This window comes from Flavobacterium sp. 22659, assembly GCF_052044235.1.
GTDB classification, from domain to species: Bacteria; Bacteroidota; Bacteroidia; order Flavobacteriales; family Flavobacteriaceae; genus Flavobacterium; species Flavobacterium johnsoniae.
In genome coordinates, this window is the sequence record NZ_JBQEMU010000018.1 from 110403 (window position 1) to 132412 (window position 22010).

General features: G+C 33.8%; 18 protein-coding genes and 1 pseudogene. 11 read left to right on the plus strand and 8 right to left on the minus strand.

Annotated features, from left to right (window positions below; all coding sequences use genetic code 11):
* The first annotated feature begins 3 nt into the window (after positions 1–3).
* Positions 4–636: a hypothetical protein gene (locus ACTJIW_RS17365; RefSeq protein WP_440716030.1), complete on the plus strand. Its 633-nt coding sequence runs from the start codon at positions 4–6 to the stop codon at positions 634–636.
* Between the two features lie 8 nt (positions 637–644).
* Here the strand turns inward: ACTJIW_RS17365 and rlmH are convergent, their stop codons facing one another.
* From rlmH to ACTJIW_RS17400, 7 genes are all read right to left on the minus strand, one after another.
* Positions 645–1118, minus strand: coding sequence for a 23S rRNA (pseudouridine(1915)-N(3))-methyltransferase RlmH (rlmH, locus tag ACTJIW_RS17370; protein WP_035648259.1), 474 nt, complete (start codon positions 1116–1118; stop codon positions 645–647).
* A 99-nt stretch (positions 1119–1217) separates the two neighbouring features.
* Positions 1218–1520, minus strand: coding sequence for an antibiotic biosynthesis monooxygenase family protein (locus ACTJIW_RS17375; RefSeq protein WP_073409190.1), 303 nt, complete (start codon positions 1518–1520; stop codon positions 1218–1220).
* Between the two features lie 109 nt (positions 1521–1629).
* Positions 1630–3045 carry an adenosine deaminase gene (locus ACTJIW_RS17380; RefSeq protein ID WP_440716029.1) on the minus strand — a complete coding sequence of 472 codons (1416 nt, stop codon included), beginning with the start codon at positions 3043–3045 and terminating at the stop codon, positions 1630–1632.
* 195 nt (positions 3046–3240) lie between these two features.
* Positions 3241–3525, minus strand: coding sequence for a GNAT family N-acetyltransferase (locus ACTJIW_RS17385; protein WP_440716028.1), 285 nt, complete (start codon positions 3523–3525; stop codon positions 3241–3243).
* 5 nt (positions 3526–3530) lie between these two features.
* Entirely contained in the window at positions 3531–3926 is a 396-nt protein-coding gene (locus ACTJIW_RS17390) for an OsmC family protein (RefSeq protein ID WP_440716027.1), read from the minus strand.
* 2 nt (positions 3927–3928) lie between these two features.
* A complete protein-coding gene (locus ACTJIW_RS17395; RefSeq protein WP_440716026.1) occupies positions 3929–4810 on the minus strand; it encodes a pirin family protein in 882 nt (293 codons plus the stop codon).
* Positions 4811–5128: 318 nt separating this feature from the next.
* Positions 5129–6229 (minus strand): DNA alkylation repair protein, encoded by a 1101-nt coding sequence (locus ACTJIW_RS17400; RefSeq protein ID WP_440716025.1) that lies wholly within the window; start codon positions 6227–6229, stop codon positions 5129–5131.
* Between the two features lie 205 nt (positions 6230–6434).
* On the opposite strand from ACTJIW_RS17400, the gene nadC reads away from it, so the two are divergent.
* The 5 genes from nadC (at position 6435) to priA (ending at position 11938) form a co-directional block, all read left to right on the plus strand.
* Positions 6435–7292 (plus strand): carboxylating nicotinate-nucleotide diphosphorylase, encoded by an 858-nt coding sequence (gene nadC, locus ACTJIW_RS17405; RefSeq protein WP_440716024.1) that lies wholly within the window; start codon positions 6435–6437, stop codon positions 7290–7292.
* Positions 7293–7353: 61 nt separating this feature from the next.
* Complete coding sequence (locus ACTJIW_RS17410) at positions 7354–8277, plus strand: YihY/virulence factor BrkB family protein (RefSeq protein WP_012025468.1); 924 nt, start codon at positions 7354–7356, stop codon at positions 8275–8277.
* Between the two features lies 1 nt (position 8278).
* Complete coding sequence (locus tag ACTJIW_RS17415; protein WP_073409198.1) at positions 8279–8707, plus strand: DUF2147 domain-containing protein; 429 nt, start codon at positions 8279–8281, stop codon at positions 8705–8707.
* A gap of 13 nt (positions 8708–8720) precedes the next feature.
* Entirely contained in the window at positions 8721–9467 is a 747-nt protein-coding gene (gene bla-B1-FLAV / locus ACTJIW_RS17420; RefSeq protein ID WP_440716023.1) for a subclass B1 metallo-beta-lactamase, read from the plus strand.
* A 23-nt stretch (positions 9468–9490) separates the two neighbouring features.
* Positions 9491–11938, plus strand: a complete 2448-nt coding sequence (gene priA / locus ACTJIW_RS17425) for a replication restart helicase PriA (protein WP_440716022.1) — start codon at positions 9491–9493, stop codon at positions 11936–11938.
* A 2-nt stretch (positions 11939–11940) separates the two neighbouring features.
* Here the strand turns inward: priA and ACTJIW_RS17430 are convergent, their stop codons facing one another.
* Complete coding sequence (locus ACTJIW_RS17430; protein ID WP_071637338.1) at positions 11941–12636, minus strand: LytR/AlgR family response regulator transcription factor; 696 nt, start codon at positions 12634–12636, stop codon at positions 11941–11943.
* Between the two features lie 177 nt (positions 12637–12813).
* On the opposite strand from ACTJIW_RS17430, the gene rpsF reads away from it, so the two are divergent.
* The 5 genes and pseudogenes from rpsF to ACTJIW_RS17455 form a co-directional block, all read left to right on the plus strand.
* The gene (gene rpsF / locus ACTJIW_RS17435; protein WP_007810575.1) at positions 12814–13155 is read left to right on the plus strand and encodes a 30S ribosomal protein S6; all 342 of its coding nucleotides are present in this window, start codon (positions 12814–12816) and stop codon (positions 13153–13155) included.
* Between the two features lie 5 nt (positions 13156–13160).
* A complete protein-coding gene (gene rpsR, locus ACTJIW_RS17440) occupies positions 13161–13457 on the plus strand; it encodes a 30S ribosomal protein S18 (protein WP_002987043.1) in 297 nt (98 codons plus the stop codon).
* Between the two features lie 68 nt (positions 13458–13525).
* Positions 13526–13966 carry a 50S ribosomal protein L9 gene (gene rplI, locus ACTJIW_RS17445; protein ID WP_012025463.1) on the plus strand — a complete coding sequence of 147 codons (441 nt, stop codon included), beginning with the start codon at positions 13526–13528 and terminating at the stop codon, positions 13964–13966.
* Between the two features lie 138 nt (positions 13967–14104).
* Complete coding sequence (locus tag ACTJIW_RS17450) at positions 14105–14578, plus strand: DUF6495 family protein (protein ID WP_274253113.1); 474 nt, start codon at positions 14105–14107, stop codon at positions 14576–14578.
* A 1227-nt stretch (positions 14579–15805) separates the two neighbouring features.
* Positions 15806–22010, plus strand: a pseudogene (locus ACTJIW_RS17455) (hypothetical protein); the annotation flags it as partial.

Here is a 22010-nt window from a genome sequence, read left to right on the forward strand (position 1 = left end):
AATATGAAATACTTCTCTATACTTATAATCTGCCTTTTGTTTTCCTGCGGAAAAAAAGAAGACGTTTTACTTCCAAAATCAAATATTTCAATTGTAAAAGATGTTCAAGATCATTCGCCGATTTATATTTTCTTTAAAAAAGAAGGAAAAGATACAATTGCCGATTTGAATAGAAAAAGTGCTATCATTTCAACCAATTGGATTTTAAATATCGACAAACGTTTGCCATTAAAAGTCGTAATTCCGGAGGTAATAAAAATGCAGGAAAAAAAGCGTAACGAGAAAATGCACCAAAACGAAGAATCTGAAAATTATTATTCTTACGCAGATTCTATTGGAAAGAATTTGGCTTTTCTGCCTTTTACGAAAGTGTTTTATAAAATGGAAAAACCAAGTAGAGAAAATTTTGTTGTTTACTTTAGAAAAGGGAAAAAACAAGTTTTCATGGGAAATAAAGAAATACAAATATCAGATATACTAAAGTATTTTTATAGTATTAAGTTTCAAAGAGTACCAGATTTAGTATTTTTCTTTGATAAGAACATGAGTTATGAAGAGTACATTCAGTATAAAATTCTACTGCAAAAAGATGTGACTCACAATCTTGATATACTTCCGGTAGAATTCATCTTCTAAACCTGAAACTATTGATGATGATAAGGTTCGTTGCGTAAAATTGTAAATCCGCGGTACAATTGTTCGATAAAAAATAAGCGAACCATTTGATGTGAAAATGTCATTAGCGAAAGCGAAACTTTTCCCTGTGCTTTTTTATAAACCGTTTCAGAAAATCCGTAAGGTCCGCCAATTACAAAAACCAGTGTTTTTACACCAGAATTCATTTTCTTTTGGAGTTCTTCTGAGAAACCAACACTAGAGAAGGTTTTTCCGTTTTCATCCAATAAAATAAGCTGATCAGTTGCCGAAAGTTTAGACAGAATCAGTTCGCCTTCTTTTTCCTTTTGCTGGCTTTCAGATAAGTTTTTTACGTTTTTAATGTCAGGAATTATTTCCAGATCAAATTTGATATAAAAGGACAAACGTTTGGTATAATCGTCAATCAAAGTTTGAAGCGATTTGTTATCTGTTTTGCCTATTGCTATAAGTTTGATATTCATTGTTTTTTTTTTTAGCCACAGATTTCACAGATTAAAAGAATTTTTAAATTGAGAATAATTTAATCTGTATAAATCTGTGAAATCTGTGGCAAATAAAATCTATTTTTTATTTTCAAAAACCGTTTCAAAATGTTCTACAATTGGAAAAGGTTCGTAATAATGATGTAAAATTTTCTTCCACTCTAAATATGCTTCAGAAGTTCTAAAACCTACTGTATGATCTTCAAGTGTATTCCAGTCGACCAACAAAAGATATTTGTTTTCAACCTCAAGACATTTTTCTAATCGATGTCCTAAATAACCGTCGATTGATGAAATATATTGACTTGCTTTTGCAAAATCAGCTTCAAATTGAGAGGCTAATTCTGGTTTTACATAAAGAAATGCTGCTTCTAGGATCATAATTTTATTTTTTTGCACGCAGATTTTACAGATTTGAGCAGATTTAATTTTTTAGATAAAAATCGGGACAAATCAGTTTAAATCTGTAAAATTTGCGTGAAATTAAATATTAGTTTTTAGAAAATTTCGATTCAAAAGTTTTAAAACGATTATCTAAATCTTTAATTAATTGTTTTTTTACCGATGCATCCTGAATAAAACTGTAATTGATGCTGTTGTAAACGTATTTTTTTATTGTTTCGTAACTTACATCAGGATATCTTTTTGCCAGTAAAACATATTGTTCTGTCATATTGCTTCTTAAAATTCCTGCATCGTCTGTACTGATCACAATTGGCACATTAAATTCTTTGTAAAGCGTAAACGGATGTCTGTTTTCTTTTACCTTCAAAATGAATTCGTTGCTCACTAAATTGATTTCAATCGGAATATTTTTTTGAGCCATATATTTCAATAAATCATACGAATTGGCTTCGTAAGCAATATCAACTCCATGACCAATTCTGTTGGCACCTGCAACATAAATCGCATCGTTAATGTGCCACGTTAATTCTTCTGGCTGAACCAATCCTAAAGTTAATTCACCCGCATGAAGCGTATATTTTACGTCTGGAAATTTAGAATGACAGTATTTAAACATTACCATGTGTAGCCAGTAATCTTTCATAGAAGTCTGCCCGTGTTCTGGAGAAACGATGTTTACACCGGCAGTCAGTTTACTTTCGCTTGACGAAATAAAAGCGATAACCAGGTTTTTGAATAAATCTACAGGTTCCATAAAACGAAGTACAAAGTTTTGATAACGCATGGTGAATTTTTCATCATCCATTTTTAAATCCTTGTGCAGTTTTGTTATGAAATTAGTATTGAAATCTTCAGCATATTTTTTAGCGTCTTTTTTCTGAAGTGATTTATACAAATCATCTAAAAGTTTCAGAACTGCTTTTTCGTCTTTTTGATCGGCAGATTGACGAAGTTTTGTATTGAAATCAGCTAAATCTGAAACATTCATATCGCATGGAATTGTAGATAATTGTGTTTCGATATAACTTACATTTTCGGCAATGGCACGTTTTTTCAATTCCAGCATTCCTTCTGCAAAATGACCTTGAATTGTAGGTTCGAATTTCATAAAAGAATCAAAAAACTGATCGTCACAAGGTACAGAGCCATTATAATCTTTTACCGACCAAGTCTGCATAATCTGCTGTTCGTAATAGTCTAGTTTTCCTTTGTTTTTAAGAGATGAGAAATTTTCCCAGTTTCCGTTTGCAGGTTTGGTTTTAGAAACTGCCATAGTTTCTAAATTCAAATAAAAGTCTTCTGCAATTGCTCTTTCTAAAAGAGGTTCTGCATAAACTGATCCTGAAAAATGGTGGTGTAAATCGCCTCCTTTTGGCATTTGTTGAAAAAAAGCTGTTAAGAGAGCTTCATTATTTCTGATTTTTTCTAAATAACTCTCAGCTGATTGAGAAAAGCCGATTTGTGTTATAAAAATACAGAAAAGCGTAATTATCCTTGTCATACTCTAAGTTTAAATTACATGCAAATATACGAGTTTCTGAGGAGATTTGAAAATTTTGTTTTTGAAGGGACAAAGGTTCAGAGAGGCGAAGGGACAAAGTTTAAAAAAAAATGCTTGCGAATATTAATAAAAAAGACGTACAAAGTACGTCTCTATAAAAACTTTGAACCTATGTTCCTTTGCAACTTTGTCACTTCAAGAAAAAAGTACATCACGAATTTCTTCAACTTTATCAAAAACACTTTTTGCGAAAGGACAAAGCGGAATAATTTTTAAGTTGTTTGCTCTTGCATAATCTACCGCTGCCATAACTAGTTTTTTGCCGACACCTTTTCCGTTAAAATCTGGACTAACTTCGGTATGATCGATAATAAATTTAGAATCTCCTGCCCAAGTGTAAGTCATTTTTCCAGCTTCTTTTCCGTCTTCTACGGCTTCAAAATATCCTCTTCTTGTATCGTTTATTTGTTGAATTTCCATTGTAATTATATTAATGTCGTTTTAATTTCGATTGAATGTGTCAGTGTTTTATGAATTGGACAGCTGTTTGCAATCGTCTCTAATCTACGTCTTTGTTCGTCGTCAACTTCGCCTATTACTTCGATTTTTCTGGTAAATGAGGTACAATTTCGCTCTGAATCTCTTTCAAAATCAATTTTTATATTGATTTCTTCGACGTTCCATTGTTTACGATTAATATACATTCGTAAAGTAATCAGAGTGCAAGAGGCTAAAGATGAAGCCAAAAGTTCTGTTGGGTTGAGTCCTAAGTTTTTGCCTCCCAGCTGCTGAGGTTCATCAGAAATTAAAACATTTCCGCTGGCAGATGTGATTTCTGTTCGATATAAACGTGTATCTATTTTTGCTGATATTGTATCCATAATTATTTAATTCTTGGTTCAGGTAATGGAACAAATTCAGTTTCTCCCGGAACTTTTGGGAAAGTTTGTTCTGTCCAGTCTTTTTTAGCTTTTTCGATGAGGTTTTTATCAGATGAAACGAAATTCCAAAATATAAAATGTTCTTCTGGAAATGGCTGTCCGCCGAAAATATATACCGTCGAATTTTCAGCGATTTCAAATTCACAAAGAGAAGCTTCAGTTGTAATTAAAATTTGTCTTGGATCATAAGTATGTTCGCCGTTTTTTATGCTTCCTTCTAAGATATACAAACCGCTTTCGCCGAATAAATCTTTTCCAATATTGATTTTCTTAGCTTCTTTACTTTTAATTTCTATGAAATACAACGGACTATAAACAGGAACTGGAGATTTTTTGCCAAAAGCTTCTCCTGCAATCAATTTATATGAAACGCCGTCTTCTTCCCAAGCTGGTATATCATCTGCTTCAACATGAGTGAAATTCGGATCCATTTGCTCCAATTCTTTTGGAAGCGCAACCCAAATCTGTAATCCGTGAAGCATTTTGTCTGAATGTCTTAAATACTCTGGAGTTCTTTCAGAGTGAACAATTCCTTTTCCCGCTGTCATCCAGTTTACAGCGCCTGGTTTTATTTCTAGTTCTGTTCCTAAACTGTCACGGTGCATAATGCTTCCTTCAAACAAAAAAGTAAGCGTAGAAAGTCCGATATGCGGATGCGGAGGAACGTCCATATTTTCATGGTCACTTAAATGTGCGGGTCCCATATGATCGATAAATACAAATGGCCCAACAGCTCTTTTTTCGCGGAAAGGCAATAAACGGCCTACCAAAAAGTTGCCAATATTGGCAGCACGTTCTTCGATAATTAAACTGATATTTGACATGTGGTATTTTTATTTGATTTGAAAACAAAATTACAGTTGTGATAGAAATCTGTAACTTAATTTAGATTAAGAAACTTGTTTTTGGATTTTTTTGAATTATAAAAGTAAGGAAAAACGTTGGTTAAGTTTTTAGATGATGCTTAAATTTAGTTTTAAAAAGTCCCAGAGGAACGAAATATTTGTAGAATAATAAGGTTGCCACAACGACAAAGCCCCAGCGGGGCGAAATAAATATGCCGCTCCGCTGGAGCTCTTTTGTGCAAGACGATAATATTGACTATAAATATTCTGCTCCGCTGGAGCATTAAAATGGGAACATTAATCAATCAACTCAAACTCCAAAACTTCACTCTCAGTTCCATTAATTATAATCGACAATTGATGAATTCCGGTATGAAAAATACGCGTTGTAATGAGTTTAAAAGACTGGTTTCTCTCAATTTTGGTTAATTGATTGGGATGATAAATCTTTTCACTGATTTTAAAAACTTTTTTCGCCAAATGCCCTTTTGCTTTTTTATAATGAACCGCATATTCTAAACGGATTGTTTTTGGTTCTTCGTTTTTATTGTTTAAATGAAAATGAAACTGTAGATAATCACCAATTTTAACCACTGGCGTTTTAATTTCAAAAGACGAAAGTTCAATATTGGTGCTTTCTAAACCATAATGACTCAGAATTTCCGGATGACCTTGTTTTAATAAAGTTCGGCTTCCGTGTTTAATAATTCCATCTGTTTCTTTGCTGTGGCCTTTCCATCTGGAAGCGATTTCCAATACAATCTGTGGATTATCTTTTGCAATATCATTTAAGTTATTGGCAACACTTCTTCGGACATATTCTGAAGGATCATTTTTTAAATTCTCTAAAATAGGAAGAATAGAGGAGGGATCTTTTTTAAGAAATGGAATCGCCATAGCCCACGGTAATCTTGGGCGTGAACCTTCGCTGGCCAAACGTCGTACATGATGATTTTCGTGTAAAGACCATTTTGTCATTTCGTCAATCATTTTCTCTTTATATTTTAAAATAAAAGGACGAACGGCAAATTCACAGCTTATAAACTGCGTTATAGATACAAAGGCTTTCGCCGAAGTTTCAAAATCGTCTAAACCGTACATTTCGATATAATCGGCAAAGAAAATAAAAGCCAGATTGCTGTCTGCAAAGTTGTTTTTTCTTAGATTTTCTATGATTTTATCAATTAGAGAAACGGCTTCTGGAAAGTTTTGAGGCATAAACTGATGAAACACAACTGTTGTATGTTTCATTCTTTCTTTCCATTCTTTCTGGGCAAAATCGCCTTCATAAATGGCTTCGATAAATTTTTGTTTATTGAATGCAGGATATACTTCGGCAACAGCCTGACTAAAATTTTCGTAAAAAGAGACCGAGTAAATATCTTTAATTAATCCCATGATTTTTGTTTGAATGAAACTCAAAGATATTTAATTGAAAGCTTATTCGGAGACTAAGTTTTGTTAAGAATTGTAACTTTATTTTTCTGAATATCTTAATGGTTAAAAAAGAGATATTTAATGTTTTGTATAATTTTTCATGTTATCGGAATTTTCAAATCCATAAAATAAGTCCTAATTTAGCATTATTATTAAAAATAGAAAAATGATAAGCGAAGCTCAATTTCAAGCAGAATTACAACTTTTAATAAAAAATGCTATTAGAGAAGATGTTGGTCCGGGCGATTACAGTTCACTTGCCTGTATTCCAGATACAGCTCACGGTCAGGCGAAACTATTGGTAAAAGATCAGGGAATCATTGCCGGTGTTGAACTTGCCAAGATGATATTTGAACATGTTGATCCGAAATTAAAAGTGAAAACTTTTATCGAAGACGGAACGCATGTAGAATACGGCGAAGTTGTTTTTGAAGTTTCGGGAAGCTCGCAATCTATTTTGAAAGCAGAACGAGTGGTTTTGAACACCATGCAGAGAATGTCTGCAATTGCGACAAAAACAAACCATTTAATGGAGCTTTTGAAAGGAACAAACGCAAAAATTTTGGATACACGCAAAACGACTCCAAATTTTAGAGTGGCTGAAAAATGGGCTGTAAAAATTGGAGGCGGCGAAAATCATCGTTATGCTTTGTATGATATGATTATGCTGAAAGACAATCATATTGATTTTGCCGGCGGCATTACTCGTGCTATTTCTAAAACAAAAGAATATTTAAAAGAGAATAATCTTGATTTGAAAATTATTGTAGAAGCTCGCAATCTGGATGAAATCAGAGAGATTTTATTAAGCGACGGAGTTCATAGAATCCTGATTGATAACTTTAATTATGAAGATACAAAAACGGCAGTGAATTTGATTGGTTCAAAATGTCAGACAGAATCTTCTGGAAATATCAGCGAAAAAACAGTTCGTGAATATGCTTTATGCGGTGTAAATTATATTTCGTCTGGCGCTTTGACACATTCTGTACATAATATGGATTTGAGCTTGAAAGCCTTTTAAATTGTTAATTGTAAATTATCAATTATTAATTAAAAATCAAGAAGTCTAAAAACCTAAGTATATGTCGAAAGAAATAGAGGATCGGATTGAAAAACTGCCTGTAATACGCAACGCAGCCCGACTTTTAAAAAGAATAAAGCTCCCTTGGTTAGAGGGATTTTCTTTGTATGATTTACTTGAAATGTACACTTTAGGGATTCTTGAAGGTGCTTTTTCATATCATGCAAGTGCTGTTTCTTTCAGCTTTTTTATGGCTCTATTTCCTTTTGCTTTATTTATTTTAAACTTAATTCCGTTTATTCCGATAGATAATTTTCAGGAGGATTTCCTGCAGTTTGTACAGCAGAGTGTTCCTCCAAATACGTATGATGCTATTAGTAAAATTATCAGTGATATTTTAAACAATAGTCACTCCGGTTTATTATCGTCGGGTTTTTTACTTTCTATTTTTTTGATGGCAAATGGTATTAACGGAATTTTAAGCGGTTTTGAATCGTCTAAACACGTTTTTGATAAGAGAGGTTTTTTTAGACAATATTTGGTTGCTTTGGCTATTTCACTCGTTATGACTGTAATTTTGTTTGTAACTGTGGCTACAATTGTAGTTTTTGAGGTTTTCATTCAAAAAACAATTATTCAGGATGTATTAAGCGATCGTATTCCGCTGATTATTTTAGGGCGATATTTATTCGTTATTCTGATGATTTTGATAACATCTTCAATATTATTGCGTTATGGTACAAAACAGTACAATAAAGTGCCTTTTATCAGCATTGGTTCTGTTTTTACAACGGTCTTAATTGTTATATCTTCGTTCTTTTTTGGGATTTGGGTTATAAAATTCTCAAAATATAACGAACTTTATGGTTCAATTGGAACATTATTAATTCTAATGTTTTATATTTGGATAAACTGTATGATTCTGCTTTTAGGGTTCGAATTGAATGCTTCTATCAGAAAATTAAAACAAAAAAAAGAAAAATAATATGAAAAATTTGATGCTAACTATCGGAGTGTTCTTCTTTGCGCTGACCATGCAAAGTCAAAATGTAATTGGAAAATGGAAAACCATTGATGATGAAACAGGCGAAGCAAAATCCGTTGTAGAGATTTATGAAAAGTCAGGAAAAATATACGGAAAGGTTATAGAGATACTGCGCGAGAATCATAAAAAAGATCTTTGTGTAAAATGTGACGGAGCTGAAAAAAATAAACCAATTTTAGGAATGGTTATTATAAATGGTCTAAAAAAAGACGGTTCAGAGTATAACGGAGGAACTATTTTAGATCCTACAAGCGGTAAAAAATACAAATGTTATATTTCATTAGAATCTGCAGATAAATTAAAACTTCGCGGTTATGTTGGAATTTCTTTAATGGGAAGAACACAATACTGGACACGAGTGAAAAATTAATTTAAAATAATACATGCGAAAATTAGCTTCGATAATTTTATTCTTAGCCGCAGTTTCAAATAGTTTGGGACAATCTAAGAATTCGCCATTACAAATAAGTCATCTTACAGGTGACTTTTATGTTTATAGAACTTTTAATGATTACAAAGGAACTAAGATTTCTGCCAATGCTATGTATGTCGTTACAGATAAAGGCGTTGTGCTTTTTGATGCGCCTTGGGATAAAACACAGTTTCAGCCGTTATTAGACAGCATAAAAGCAAAACACAATAAAGAGGTTGTGATGCTTTTTGGCACGCATTCTCATGAAGATCGTGCAGGAGGATTTGATTTTTACAAGAAAAAAGGAATCAAAACGTACTCAATTAAACTGACTGATGATATTCTTAAAAAGAATAAGGAACCAAGAGCAGAATTTATAATTTCAAATGATACAACATTTACTGTTGGAAATCATATTTTTGACGTTTATTATCCGGGAAAAGGACATGCTCCTGATAATATTGTAGCATGGTTTAAAAAAGAGAAAATTCTTTACGGAGGCTGTTTTGTGAAAAGTGCAGAAGCTGTAGATTTAGGTTATCTGGGTGATGCTGATGTTAAAGAATGGCAGAAATCTATAAAAAAAGTGCAGGCAAAATTCAAAAAACCGGCTTATATAATTTCGGGACATGATGACTGGACTAGTAAAGAATCTTTAAATCATACTTTGAAACTGGTTAACGAGTATTTGGCTCAAAAATCTGCTGGAAAAAAGTAACTTTGCAATCCTATATATAGTACATGTTTTTTATCGAAGTTATTTTACCGCTTTCCTTAGCAAAAACCTTTACATATCGTGTTTCTGAGGCTGAATTCCATTTTATTAAAAAAGGAATGCGGGTAGCGGTGCCATTTGGTAAAAGCAAAATCTATACAGGACTTGTATTGGATATACATGAAAATGCGCCAACCTTATATGAAGCCAAAGAAATTCATCAAATTTTAGATGAAAGGCCAATTGCAACCGAAATCCAGATTAAACACTGGCTTTGGGTGGCTAATTATTATATGTGTGGTATTGGCGATGTGTATCGCGGCGCTTTTCCAACGGGATTACTGTTGGAAAGTGAAACTATTGTTTCGCACAAACCAGATGTTGTTGTTAATGATTCTGAACTTTCTGATGATGAATTTTTAATTTATGAGGCATTACAGCATCAGAGTTCGCTTAAAGTTCAGGAAATAGCTTCTATTTTAAACAGAAAAAATATCCTGCCAATTCTTCAAAAATTAATAGCAAGAGATATAATTTTTCTGGAAGAAGAAATAAAAGAAAGTTATAAGCCTAAACTGGTTCGTTATGTTAAGCTGCATTCAAAATACGAAAAAGATCAAGGTTTGGGAAGCCTGCTTGATATTCTGAAAAATGATAAACAAAAAGAAATTGTTTTAGCTTATTTTCAAATTAGTGCTTCAGAAAAAAAGCCCGTTACTGTTAAAAAATTAGTTGAGGTTTCTGGTTCGAGCTCGTCTGTTGTAAAAACTTTAGTTAAGAATGAAATTCTTGAAGAATATCTTTTGCAGCAAGACCGTGTTTTGTTTACCGGAGAAAAATCAGAAAAAGAATTATTGTTAAGTGAAGCGCAGCAAAATGCTTTTACAGCAATAAAACAAAGTCTTACTGAAAAAGAAGTCTGTTTACTTCATGGAGTTACTTCGAGCGGGAAAACAGAAATTTATATAAAGCTAATCGAAGAATATCTGCATACAGGAAGACAGGTTTTGTATCTGCTTCCTGAAATAGCCCTTACCACTCAGTTAGTTTCTCGTCTGCGTCTTCATTTTGGAGACAAAGTTGCTGTTTTTCATTCAAAATATAGTAATAATGAAAGAGTTGAGGTTTGGAAACAGACACTTGAAAATTCTGAAAAAGCTCAAATAGTCATAGGAGCAAGATCGGCTTTGTTTTTGCCTTTTAATGATCTTGGTCTGCTCATTGTTGATGAAGAGCATGAGCAGACTTTTAAACAAACAGATCCGGCACCAAGATATCACGCCAGAGATGCTGCAATTGTATTAGCAAATTTTCATAATGCTAAAGTTTTACTTGGATCTGCAACACCAAGTATCGAGACTTATTTTAATACCCAGAATGATAAATATGGTTTAGTAACACTTACTGAACGCTATAAAAATGTTCGAATGCCTGAAGTTGTTTTAGTCGATTTAAAAGACAAACATTTTAGGAAGAGAATGACAGGGCATTTTAGTGATCTTTTAATAGAAGAAATTACTGAGGCTTTGTCTTTGGGTGAACAGGTCATTTTGTTTCAAAACAGAAGAGGATATTCACCTATAATAGAGTGTTTGACCTGCGGGCACGTACCTCATTGCCAGCAATGCGATGTGAGTTTAACGTATCATAAGTTTAAAAATCAGCTGCGTTGTCATTATTGCGGATATGCTATTGCAAAACCAACGAATTGTCATAGTTGTTCAAGTATAGATTTGACCACAAAAGGGTTTGGAACAGAGCAGATAGAGCAGGAGCTGGCATCGCTTTTCCCGAAAGCTAAAACGGCACGTATGGATCAGGATACAACACGTGGTAAATTTGGTTTTGAAAAAATTATCGATACTTTTAAAAATCGAGAAATAGATATTCTTGTCGGGACGCAAATGCTGGCCAAAGGACTTGATTTTGATAATGTAAGTCTAGTTGGAATAATGAATGCTGATAATATGCTGCATCATCCGGATTTTAGGGCTTTTGAACGCAGTTTTCAAATGATGACTCAGGTTGCAGGAAGAGCAGGAAGATCTGAAAAACAGGGAAAAGTTGTTATTCAGACCTATAATCCAAATCATAATACAATTCAGCAGGTTACGAACCATAATTATAACGGTATGTATAAGGAGCAGTTGTATGACAGGCAGATCTATAAATATCCTCCTTATTTCAGAATTATAAAACTTACTATAAAACATAAAGATTTTGATAAGCTGAAAGAAGGCTCAATGTGGCTGTATCAGGTTTTAAGCCAAAATTTAAATATACCTGTTTTAGGACCTGAAGAACCGGCAATCAGCAGAATAAGAAATGAATATATCCGAACAATTTTAATTAAGATTCCGCAGAATATGCATTTGGGTAATACAAAAAAAACTATTCAGAAAATGTTGAATAGTTTTGAAGCTGTTGCTCAGTACAGAGCTATAAAAGTGGTTGTAAATGTCGATTTTTATTAAAATTACGACGTTGACAAAGCTTTTACTAAATCTTCTTTTTTATTTCGGCTAAGCGGGATTTTAGTGATGCCGATTTCGGCAAATTTACTATTGAAACGTTCAACTTTATCAATATTAATAATATATGATTTGTGAACGCGTATGAATTTGTCTTTTGATAAATCATTTTCAAAAGATTTCATAGTCGAAAGTACCAAGTTGCTGTCGTCTTCAGTAACTACTCTCACATAATCCCCAAAAGCTTCAATCCATTTGATTTTTGCAGTGAAAATTTTAAGTTTTTTAAGGTTGCTTTTTATGAAAATATGCTCTCCTTCTTCTTCTTTAACTTCTTTTTTCAGTAAATGCATGTCGATTGCCCTTTTTACAGAAGCATTAAAACGGTCTACAGCAATTGGTTTCTGCAGATAATCTGTAGCATCATAATCAAAAGCTTTTAAAGCATATTCGGCTTTAGAAGTAATAAATATAATCTGCGGTTTAGATTTTAAACCATCAAGAAAATCAAAGCCGTTAATAACCGGCATTTCTATATCAAGAAATATTAAATCGATATTATTAAGTGAGATACAACTTTTTGCTTCTATTGCATTAGAAAAATCCCCGATTAAGTGCAAACCTGGGTGATTATTAACTAATTTTGCAATAATTGTCCTCTGTATAGAACTATCATCTACAACAACACAGTTTAGTTTCATAACATTTAAATTTAGAATAAATTCAGGATAGCAGTAGTAAATGTATTATTTTTTTGGAAAAAAAACTAAAATGGGCACATATTTTTTGCATTATGACGAATAAAAGAAAAAAAGTGTTGTATATCTAAATATAATGATTACTTTTGCACCCAATTTTAACAAATAAATTTTTTATTTATGAATCATTATGAAACTGTTTTCATTTTAAATCCCGTTTTATCTGAGGTTCAGGTGAAGGAAACAGTAACGAAATTTGAAGAATTTCTTACTAGTAGAGGAGCTGAAATGGTATCGAAAGAGGATTGGGGTCTTAAAAAAATGGCTTACGAAATCCAAAACAAAAAAAGTGGTTTTTACCATTTATTCGAATTCAAAGTAGCTGGAGAAGTTCTAATTGCTTTTGAAACTGAATTCAGACGTGACGAAAGAGTTATGCGTTTCTTAACTGTAAGTTTAGACAAACATGCTATTTCATGGGCGGAAAGAAGAAGAGCAAAATTAAAATCTACTAAAGCGTAATTATTATGTCTACAATCGAACAATCTGCAAAAGGAAAAAAAGACGGAGATATCAGATATTTAACGCCTTTAAACATTGAAACTAACAAAACTAAAAAGTATTGCCGTTTCAAAAAATCAGGAATCAAATACATCGATTATAAAGATGCTGATTTCTTATTGAAATTCGTTAACGAGCAAGGAAAAATTCTTCCACGTCGTTTAACTGGAACTTCATTAAAATACCAAAGAAAAGTTTCTGTAGCTGTAAAAAGAGCTCGTCACTTAGCTTTAATGCCATACGTGGCCGATTTATTAAAATAGTATATAAAAATCTAGTCGCTGGTTTCTGTTAAAGCAGAACCTAACTTCTAAAATATAAGGACAACAACATGGAAATTATTTTAAAACAAGACGTACAGAACTTAGGATTTAAAGATGATGTAGTATCTGTAAAACCTGGTTACGGTCGTAACTTTTTAATTCCTCAAGGATTCGCTACATTAGCAACTCCTTCTGCTAAAAAAGTTTTAGCTGAAAACCTAAAACAAAGAGCACACAAAGAAGCAAAAATTGTTGCTGATGCTAAAGCATTAGCTGAAACTTTAAAAGCTCTTGAAATTAAACTTACTGCAAAAGCTGGTGGAGAGAAACTTTTTGGTTCTATCACTAACATCGATATCGCTGAAGCTTTAGAGAAATCTGGTAATGCTATCGACAGAAAATTCATCACTAGCGGTGTTGTAAAACGTATTGGAAAATACAATGCTACAGTTCGTTTACACAGAGATGTAATCGTTGAATTACCATACGAAATTGTTGCTGAAAAGTAATAGTTTTAAAAACTATATAAAAATCCCGATGCGAATCGGGATTTTTTTGTTTAATACAAGATTTAATTAATAATTAGAATTATAGCTGGTGGTTTATGGCATATTGCTTAAGGCCTGCAGTGTAAAGCCTAAAAACAAATGAAATACGCTAGATTAACAAAAGAGCAATTTGATGAATTGCACGCTGAATTTGCCAGCTTTTTAGCAACTCAGGCAATTGATAAAGCTGAATGGGATTCTCTTAAAATAAATAAACCAGAAGTTGCAGAACAGGAGCTGGATGTTTTTTCTGATTTAATTTGGGAAGGCGTGTTGGGAAGAGCTGAGTTTTTGGAGCACTTTTCTAAAAATCATATTTTTTTATTTCAATGTTTCGATACTCATGTTCAGTCTATAGTATTGAAATCATTAGTTCCTGAAACTGATTTTTTGACCAAAGAAGGTTTGCAGTGGTTAAGTGATAATATGTTCACTGAAAACATTGAAATGAAAGTAGGAAAAAAAGTGTTTACAGAAGAAAGAAATGCTTCTATTTTTGAATTAATTAAACAAGGTGCTTTTTTAAGCGATGGTCAATTATTTACACAAATTAATACAATTTTAGAATCTTAGCGTGTAAATAGTTCATTTTCAAAATCTTATTAAAGGGTAGGCAGGATTGTTAAAATGTTTACCCTTTTTTAGTTTTTTAACTTTTGTTTAGACTTTTTTGTTTTTTATCCCCCGTATTTTTACCTGCTTTTTTAAGAATATTCAAAATTTTAAGATTTTAGACAGAAATCAATAATTTGAATGGGTATTTAGTGATTATTGTTAAAATTCAATCGATTGAAATTAATAAATTGTAGTATTAAACTTATAATTATTAAAATTAACATAAAAATTACAATTATTTTAAAGCCCAAAAACAGGTTGTTTTTTAGTTAAAAACTCCGTTTTTTCTTATATTCCTGTGATTTCAGCTGTTTTTAAAATTTATAGTCATTAAAAAAAATAAGAATTTTATGCTTGTTTTATTATTTTGTTTTTCATAATTTTAGAATAGAAAAGTTAAACAAAATATTGGCTCCATTTTTATCATGTTTAATGTAGAGCCAATTTGTCTTTAAAAACAAAAAATAGGATAGTATAAATTGTAATTAATTGGACTTTAAATAATAACTTAATTCGCCTGCTTATGGAACTGACAATTACTTTTTTTATCAAGTTTGCATTAGGTTTTCATATTATTTCAGCTTTAATTTTTATTATTTTGAAGAAAACCAAACTTCTTCATCCTTTTAGTTTTGCTTCTCTTGCAAATAACTTTTTTCAAAAGTTTTCAATATTCCATTTTCATTATTTAAAATTTGGCCGACGACATTATGTCGATGACAATATTCTGCATTAAATATTTTGTTTAATGCTAAACATTCTAATGTTTAATTTATTCAGTTGTTGAGTTTTATTTTAAAGTAATAAAATTCATAGAAAGAGTAATCAACTTTCTATAAGAGATTGAAAAGGTTAAATGTTATCAAATTAAATTCTCCCTCCATAACTGATTTTCTATATGAAAATTATTTTAACAGATCACTTCATTAAGAAGATTGGTGCGGATCAATATTCTCTAAAATTTACGGAATATTTTATTCCAAGAAGATAAAAATTTCTGGTTTGTATGTTTTTAAAACATACTGTGTAAACAAATATTTTTTTAAAATTTAAACTATAGTCTTTATGTGCTAAGGATTTATTATAGGGTTTAACTAATTGATTTTTAACGTTTTTTTTAATTGCCTAAGCATACGTGCTTATCGCAGCAGGTATTTTATTGTCCATTTTCTAATCTTCCAAATTATGAAAAAAAAATTTACTTTTTGTAGTCTCAGCTTCCAGAAGAGATTATTCGGACTATTATTTTTATTCTTATTATGCACTAATGCATTTTCGCAGACTATTTGCAGACCTGTGTCTCAAACTAATAGTCAGGGAGGTCTATTGTGTGTAGGTTTAAATGTTGATAGTCCCGCCAACGCTTATGACAGCGCTGGTTTAACAACTTTTGCAACCCTGACTAATGCTGTTGGTGTAGGCTGTTTCGTTGAAGAAACACTTACTTTAAACCAAACAGCAAGGGCAGGTGACCAAATCGCTATTTATTTTGGTACCGGAAATGGTTTGCTTGACGTAGGATTACTAGCTAATGCGTCACTTCAGGCTAAATTTTCAGGTGCAAATGTAGGTTCAAGTGTGGCTTTAAATAGTCCGCTGTTGAACCTAAACTTGTTAAATGGAAATACTGTTGCGGTGGCAAAATTTGCTGTGACGGCTGATACTAATCAGATTCAAATTCAGGTTGGTGGCTTATTAAGTCTTTTAGTGAGTTTAAGAGTTTACGATGTGCGTTTAGAATTTGCACAGCCTAATGTAACAGGCGGTTTAACACAAACTGTTTGTTCAGGTTCTACTGCTGCACTTACAGCGACACCTGCTGTAGGTACAACACTTGCATGGTATAGCTCTGAGGCATCAACAACACCTTTAGCAACAGGTAATACTTATACAACACCTGCTTTAACTGCGACAACTACTTATTATATAGGTATTTCGAGAGCTGCAGGCTGTGAGGGGAATGTTCGTGTTCCTGTGGTTCTAAATGTTTCAAATCCTGTTGCTCCTGCTGTAAATAATGCGGGAACTTCAATTTGTTCTACGGGAGCAACGCAGCAAACAACCTTGACACTTTTAAATCCTATTCCGGGAACAACATATTCCTGGTATTCCGGACCAACCGGCGGAACTGCTCTTGCATCAGGAACAACTTATTCTCCTACGGTTTCATTAGGAACAACCACTTTTTATGTTGGAGGTTCTATAGGAAGTTGTGTGAGCCCAACTCGTACAGCTGTAAATGTTGTTTCGACAGCAGTGCCGGCAACGCCAACTGTTTTAACACAAAGTGTTACTATTCAATCAGGTCAGAATGCTACTTTAACAGCGACATCTTCTGAACCAGGAGCTCAATTAAATTGGTATGATGTTGCCACAGGCGGAACAGCGGTTGCTGCAAACACAGCCACTTTTACAACGCCAATTTTAACAGCAACAAAAATATATTATGTAGAAGCACAAAGCCCGAACGGTTTATGTCCTAGTGCTGCCAGAGTACCGGTTACTGTAACGGTTCAACCAGCTGCTTTAGGCGGATGTCTTGAAGCTAGCAGTCAGTTAACGGTTCAAAACGGATTGTGTCTACTGTGTAGTTCTACAAATCCGAATAATTCTGTAGATGGAAATCCTGCTACAGCAGCGAGACTTAGTGTTCCGGTTGGATTAATTAACGGATGGATTCAACAGACATTACAATTTAATAATCCTGGAAAAGCAGGTGATATTGTAGATGTGGAGTTAGAATTACCAGGCGGTATTGCAGATCTTTCTTTATTAGGAGCTGTAAGTTTGGCAACTTATAACGGTGCAACTTATAATAATGACAGAATTGCTATTAATAATCCGTTAATTACACTTCAATTATTATCAGGAAATCGTTTTAGAGCCAGTGTAGTTGCAGGAGCTAATTTTGATCGTGTTGAAATTCGATTAGGAGGTTTAGCAACTGTTTTAACGACAGCTGATATTTATCAGGCAACTTACAGATATAAAGCGCCTGTAATTACAGGAAATACAACTATTTGCAGTGGAGCGACTACAACATTAACTGCGGCTCTTGCGGTAGGTGAAACTGTGAATTGGTACAGTGCGGCTACAGGAGGAACTTCGTTAGCATCTACAGCAGCGTTTACTACTCCTGCTTTAACATTACCAACAACATATTATGTTGAAATAACAAGAAATGGTTGTGTAAATAGTGAAAGAAATCCAGTTCAGGTATTGATACAAAATCCTGTACTGCCTACAGTTACTCCATCACCATCGACCATTTGTAACGGACAGTCTACAACTTTAACAGTTGATGCACCAGTTGCAGGTACTACTTATAATTGGTACGATGCGGCAACTGGAGGTAATTTAGTATTTACAGGAACAGCGTTTACAACGCCGGCTTTGACTGCTAATATAACATATTATGTAGAAGCAGTTATAGGTGGTTGTTCAACTCCAACTCGTACTGCGGTTCCGCTGACAATTAATCCTTTGCCTGCGGTACCAACTTTTGCGTCAACAGATGTAATTATACAATCTGGACAAACTATTACTTTGTCTGTTCAGAATCCAGTGGCGGGTGTTAGATACAATTGGTATGATGTACCAACAGGCGGTGCTTCTGTCGCATTTGATACAACAACTTTTACGCCTAGCCCGGCTTTAACTGCTAATAAAACGTATTATGTTGAAGCTGTTAATGTGGGTACTGATTGTACTAATTTAACCAGAGGTGTAATTAATGTTATTGTAATAGCTAATACCAGTACTTGTTTGCAAGCTGGTACACAGGCAACATCTACAGATGGTGTATTATGTGGTTTATGTACAGCTCTTACTCCAAATGATTCTGTAGATGGTAATATTAATTCGTATGCACATCTTTCTGTACCGCTTGGAGTAGGCGGATTCATCCAGCAGCAATTGATTTTTGCTAATCCGGGTCAGGCAGGAGATATTATTGATGTGGAATTAGAAGTTCCTGGAGGTCTTTTAGATATCAGTCTTTTATCTAATATTACTTTGGCAACTTATAACGGAGCAACTTACAACAACGATAGAATTTCTGTCAATAACAATTTATTAAATATCCAATTGTTGTCAGGAAATAAATTTAAAGCAAGCTTTACTACAGCAGCTGCATTTGATCGAATTGAAGTAAGATTAGGAGGTCTGGCTACAGTATTAAGTAATTTATACATTTATCAGGCTGCATACAGATTTCCAAATGCAACTGTAACTGGTGCTGCAAATCCAATTTGTTCTGGTCAGACTGCTTCTTTAACAGCATCTTCCACAGGAACAGAAACTTTTACCTGGTATGATGCTCCAACAGGAGGAAATATTGTTGCAGTTAATCCAACTGCTGCATTAACTTCTACGACAACTTTTTATTTACAAGGAACACGAGGCGGTACTTGCGAGAACAGCTTACGTCAGGGAGTTACAGTAACTGTATTGCCACTTCCTACAGATGCTGATATTGTAGTTGCAACCCAGGTTGAAGCTACTTGTACAGGGCAGGCTGTTATAGCTCCAACAACAACAATTGCAGGAGCAGAATTTAGATATTATACAGATCAAAATAAAACAACTCAAATTGTCAACGGAAGCGTAATTGGCGGTGTAACATTTGCAATAGATGCTACTACGGGCGCACTTTCATTAACTGGTGTAACTGCTTCTGGAACCAATTATTTTGTTTCTATTTTAAATGGCGGTACTTGTGAAAATGTAAACGGTTCATTAAAAGAAGTTACAGTAAATTTACCTTCAACAACTACTTTGACAGTTAATGCTGCTTTGACAGGTTGTGGAAGTGCTAATTTAAGAAACGCAATTACTAACTTTGATTCAACAGGAAATACTATTTATACTTTCTATGATCCTTCAAATAATGTAATTACTTCAGATGCCGCTTCAAATATTACAGTAGGCGGGAATTATTCAATAGAAGCCCAGCTTACTGGTGATACTTGTCCTTCTGTTAGACAAACTGTAGCAGTAACGATCAATGCTTTACCAAGTATAGTGGTAACGAATCCACAGGAATCTGTAAATGTAGGTGCAAATGTTACTTTACAAGCAACTTCTACAGCGCCAATCACTTGGTTTGATCCGCAGGGAAATCCTTTAACTGGGCCAACATTTACAACTGGACCATTAAATACACCAGGAGTTTATACTTATACTGCAGTGGCTAATGACGGAACTTGTACAGCAACTGCAACAAAAATAATTAATGTTATAAACCTTAGCAGTTGTAAATCATTAACAGAAAGGGTTTATGCAACGGCACAGACATCTGGTTCAATAGTAACAGGAAGTGTTACTAATGGAGGAAGTGCAGTTGACGGAAACCCACAGACTTATTCTACAATTACTACAGGTTTAGGACTTTTAGGAGTAGGTACAACATGGCAGAATTTAACCTGGCCAAGTGTTATTACTAAAGGAACACCGGTAACGATTAAATTAGGATCAGAATACAGCTTATTGGCTGTTGGTCAAAATTTATCAGTAATTGGAACTATTGGAGGTGTTGATATTGGAGCAATGCAGTCAGTATCAGGATCTTTATTGAACTTAATTTCAGGGGATAATACTTATGAGTTCACTTTTGTTCCTTCAGATGCATCTGGACCACAAGCTTATGATGGAATTCGTATTCAGTCGGCTTCTGTTTTAAGTGTTGCTCAAAATACAAAAGTATTCGATGCTCATTATAATACATCAGTTCCATCTGTAGCATGTACTCCGGGAGATATTCGTGATATTTTCTATGGAGCAACAGATATGGGACTTCCAGTGGGGGCAGTTACAGCAACTGTAGGGGTAAGTGATGCATGGAATATTGCTGACAATGATATTACCACTTTTGCTACAATGTATAGTACAATTGGAGTAGCTGCTGCATCAGATTTAACTGTAGAATTTAAAACACCTTCAGTTGTAAGCGATACATTAAGAATTGTTGTTTCAAAACCAGGAACACTTTTAGATGTTAACTTATTGACTGGATTTTCAATTCAGCGTTATTTAGGAAGTGTTCCAGTTGGAGCACCAATTCAAAATACTAGTACATTATTAAGTTTAAGATTATTGCCGGGAAATACAATGGCAATGGTTTTGGTTTCTTCACCAACAGAATCTTATGACAGAGTAAGAATTCGTTTTGGAGGAGTTGCGGGAGTTTTAGATTTCTTAAGAGTACATACCGTAGAAAGAGTAGCTAATACAACAGTTGTAGGAGCTGACCCTCAAAATAAAATAACGGTCTGTCCGGGTTCAACGATAACACTTCAAATACCCGAAGAAGCCTGTTCAACTTATATTTGGTACGATTCGCCAACAGGAGGAGCTTCGGTTGCAACAGGACCAAGTTTTACAGTTCCGGCCAATTTAACAGCAGGAATTTATAAATATTATGTACAGCCGGTACGTTATGGCTGTGAAGCCTTTACAAGAGGTGAAGTTACTGTTGAAGTAAAAGCTTCTGCTCCGGTAAATGCTTTAACAGATATTACTTTAAACGGAGGAACTACAACATCAATTTGTTCTCCTTCAGGAACAGTAACTTTAGCAACAAGTTTAAGCGGAACACCAGTTGTAACTAATCCAGTTTACTATTGGTATAGCTTTAATGGAACTACAAGTCAGTTAATTCCGGGAGAAACAACTGCACAATTAATCGTAAACGGATTAGCTCCGGGAACTTATACTTATTATGTAGGAGTTAGTTCAGATCAATTTTGTGAAACCGCTGCAGCAGATAGAAAACAAATTACGTTTACAATTCTGCCTCCTTCAATTGCAAATGATATAGTGGTTGACGATATAACAGTTTGTCACGATGTACCTGCTTCGTTAACTCCAACTGCACCAACATTAACAAATCCGGTATTTACCTGGTATTTAGATGCAGCTAAAACACAGCCAATAACAAATGGTGCAGTTATAGCGGGCGTTACTTATACAATTGATCCGGTTACTGGTGTTTTAACAGCGGTAGGTTTAACAAAAGCAGTAAGCCCAATAACATATTATGCTGCTGTTGCAAGTGCTAATACTTGTGAAAATCTAGCAGGAACATTACAGGATGCAGTAATCATTATTAGTGATCCAAGTACACCAACATTGACAAATCCGGGAGATCAAAACTTCTGTTTAGTAAATGCACCAACTTTTGCGAGTATTTTACTAAATGAGTCTAGTATTGCATGGTATACTGCAGCAACAGGAGGAACTCCAATTGCTTTAACAGATGCCTTAACAACTGGAGTTTATTATGTAGGTCATATTGATCCTGTTACTTTATGTGAAAGTTCAACAAGATTAGCTGTAACAGTAAATGTTAACGATCCGGGAACCCCAACATTAGTAACAGCAGGAACACAAA

Coding starts and splice junctions, on each gene's coding strand:
- ACTJIW_RS17365 (WP_440716030.1), top strand. CDS start 4: ATGAAATACTTCTCTATACTTATAATCTGCCTTTTGTTTTCCTGCGGA.
- rlmH (WP_035648259.1), bottom strand. CDS start 1,118: ATGAATATCAAACTTATAGCAATAGGCAAAACAGATAACAAATCGCTT.
- ACTJIW_RS17375 (WP_073409190.1), bottom strand. CDS start 1,520: ATGATCCTAGAAGCAGCATTTCTTTATGTAAAACCAGAATTAGCCTCT.
- ACTJIW_RS17380 (WP_440716029.1), bottom strand. CDS start 3,045: ATGACAAGGATAATTACGCTTTTCTGTATTTTTATAACACAAATCGGC.
- ACTJIW_RS17385 (WP_440716028.1), bottom strand. CDS start 3,525: ATGGAAATTCAACAAATAAACGATACAAGAAGAGGATATTTTGAAGCC.
- ACTJIW_RS17390 (WP_440716027.1), bottom strand. CDS start 3,926: ATGGATACAATATCAGCAAAAATAGATACACGTTTATATCGAACAGAA.
- ACTJIW_RS17395 (WP_440716026.1), bottom strand. CDS start 4,810: ATGTCAAATATCAGTTTAATTATCGAAGAACGTGCTGCCAATATTGGC.
- ACTJIW_RS17400 (WP_440716025.1), bottom strand. CDS start 6,229: ATGGGATTAATTAAAGATATTTACTCGGTCTCTTTTTACGAAAATTTT.
- nadC (WP_440716024.1), top strand. CDS start 6,435: ATGATAAGCGAAGCTCAATTTCAAGCAGAATTACAACTTTTAATAAAA.
- ACTJIW_RS17410 (WP_012025468.1), top strand. CDS start 7,354: ATGTCGAAAGAAATAGAGGATCGGATTGAAAAACTGCCTGTAATACGC.
- ACTJIW_RS17415 (WP_073409198.1), top strand. CDS start 8,279: ATGAAAAATTTGATGCTAACTATCGGAGTGTTCTTCTTTGCGCTGACC.
- bla-B1-FLAV (WP_440716023.1), top strand. CDS start 8,721: ATGCGAAAATTAGCTTCGATAATTTTATTCTTAGCCGCAGTTTCAAAT.
- priA (WP_440716022.1), top strand. CDS start 9,491: ATGTTTTTTATCGAAGTTATTTTACCGCTTTCCTTAGCAAAAACCTTT.
- ACTJIW_RS17430 (WP_071637338.1), bottom strand. CDS start 12,636: ATGAAACTAAACTGTGTTGTTGTAGATGATAGTTCTATACAGAGGACA.
- rpsF (WP_007810575.1), top strand. CDS start 12,814: ATGAATCATTATGAAACTGTTTTCATTTTAAATCCCGTTTTATCTGAG.
- rpsR (WP_002987043.1), top strand. CDS start 13,161: ATGTCTACAATCGAACAATCTGCAAAAGGAAAAAAAGACGGAGATATC.
- rplI (WP_012025463.1), top strand. CDS start 13,526: ATGGAAATTATTTTAAAACAAGACGTACAGAACTTAGGATTTAAAGAT.
- ACTJIW_RS17450 (WP_274253113.1), top strand. CDS start 14,105: ATGAAATACGCTAGATTAACAAAAGAGCAATTTGATGAATTGCACGCT.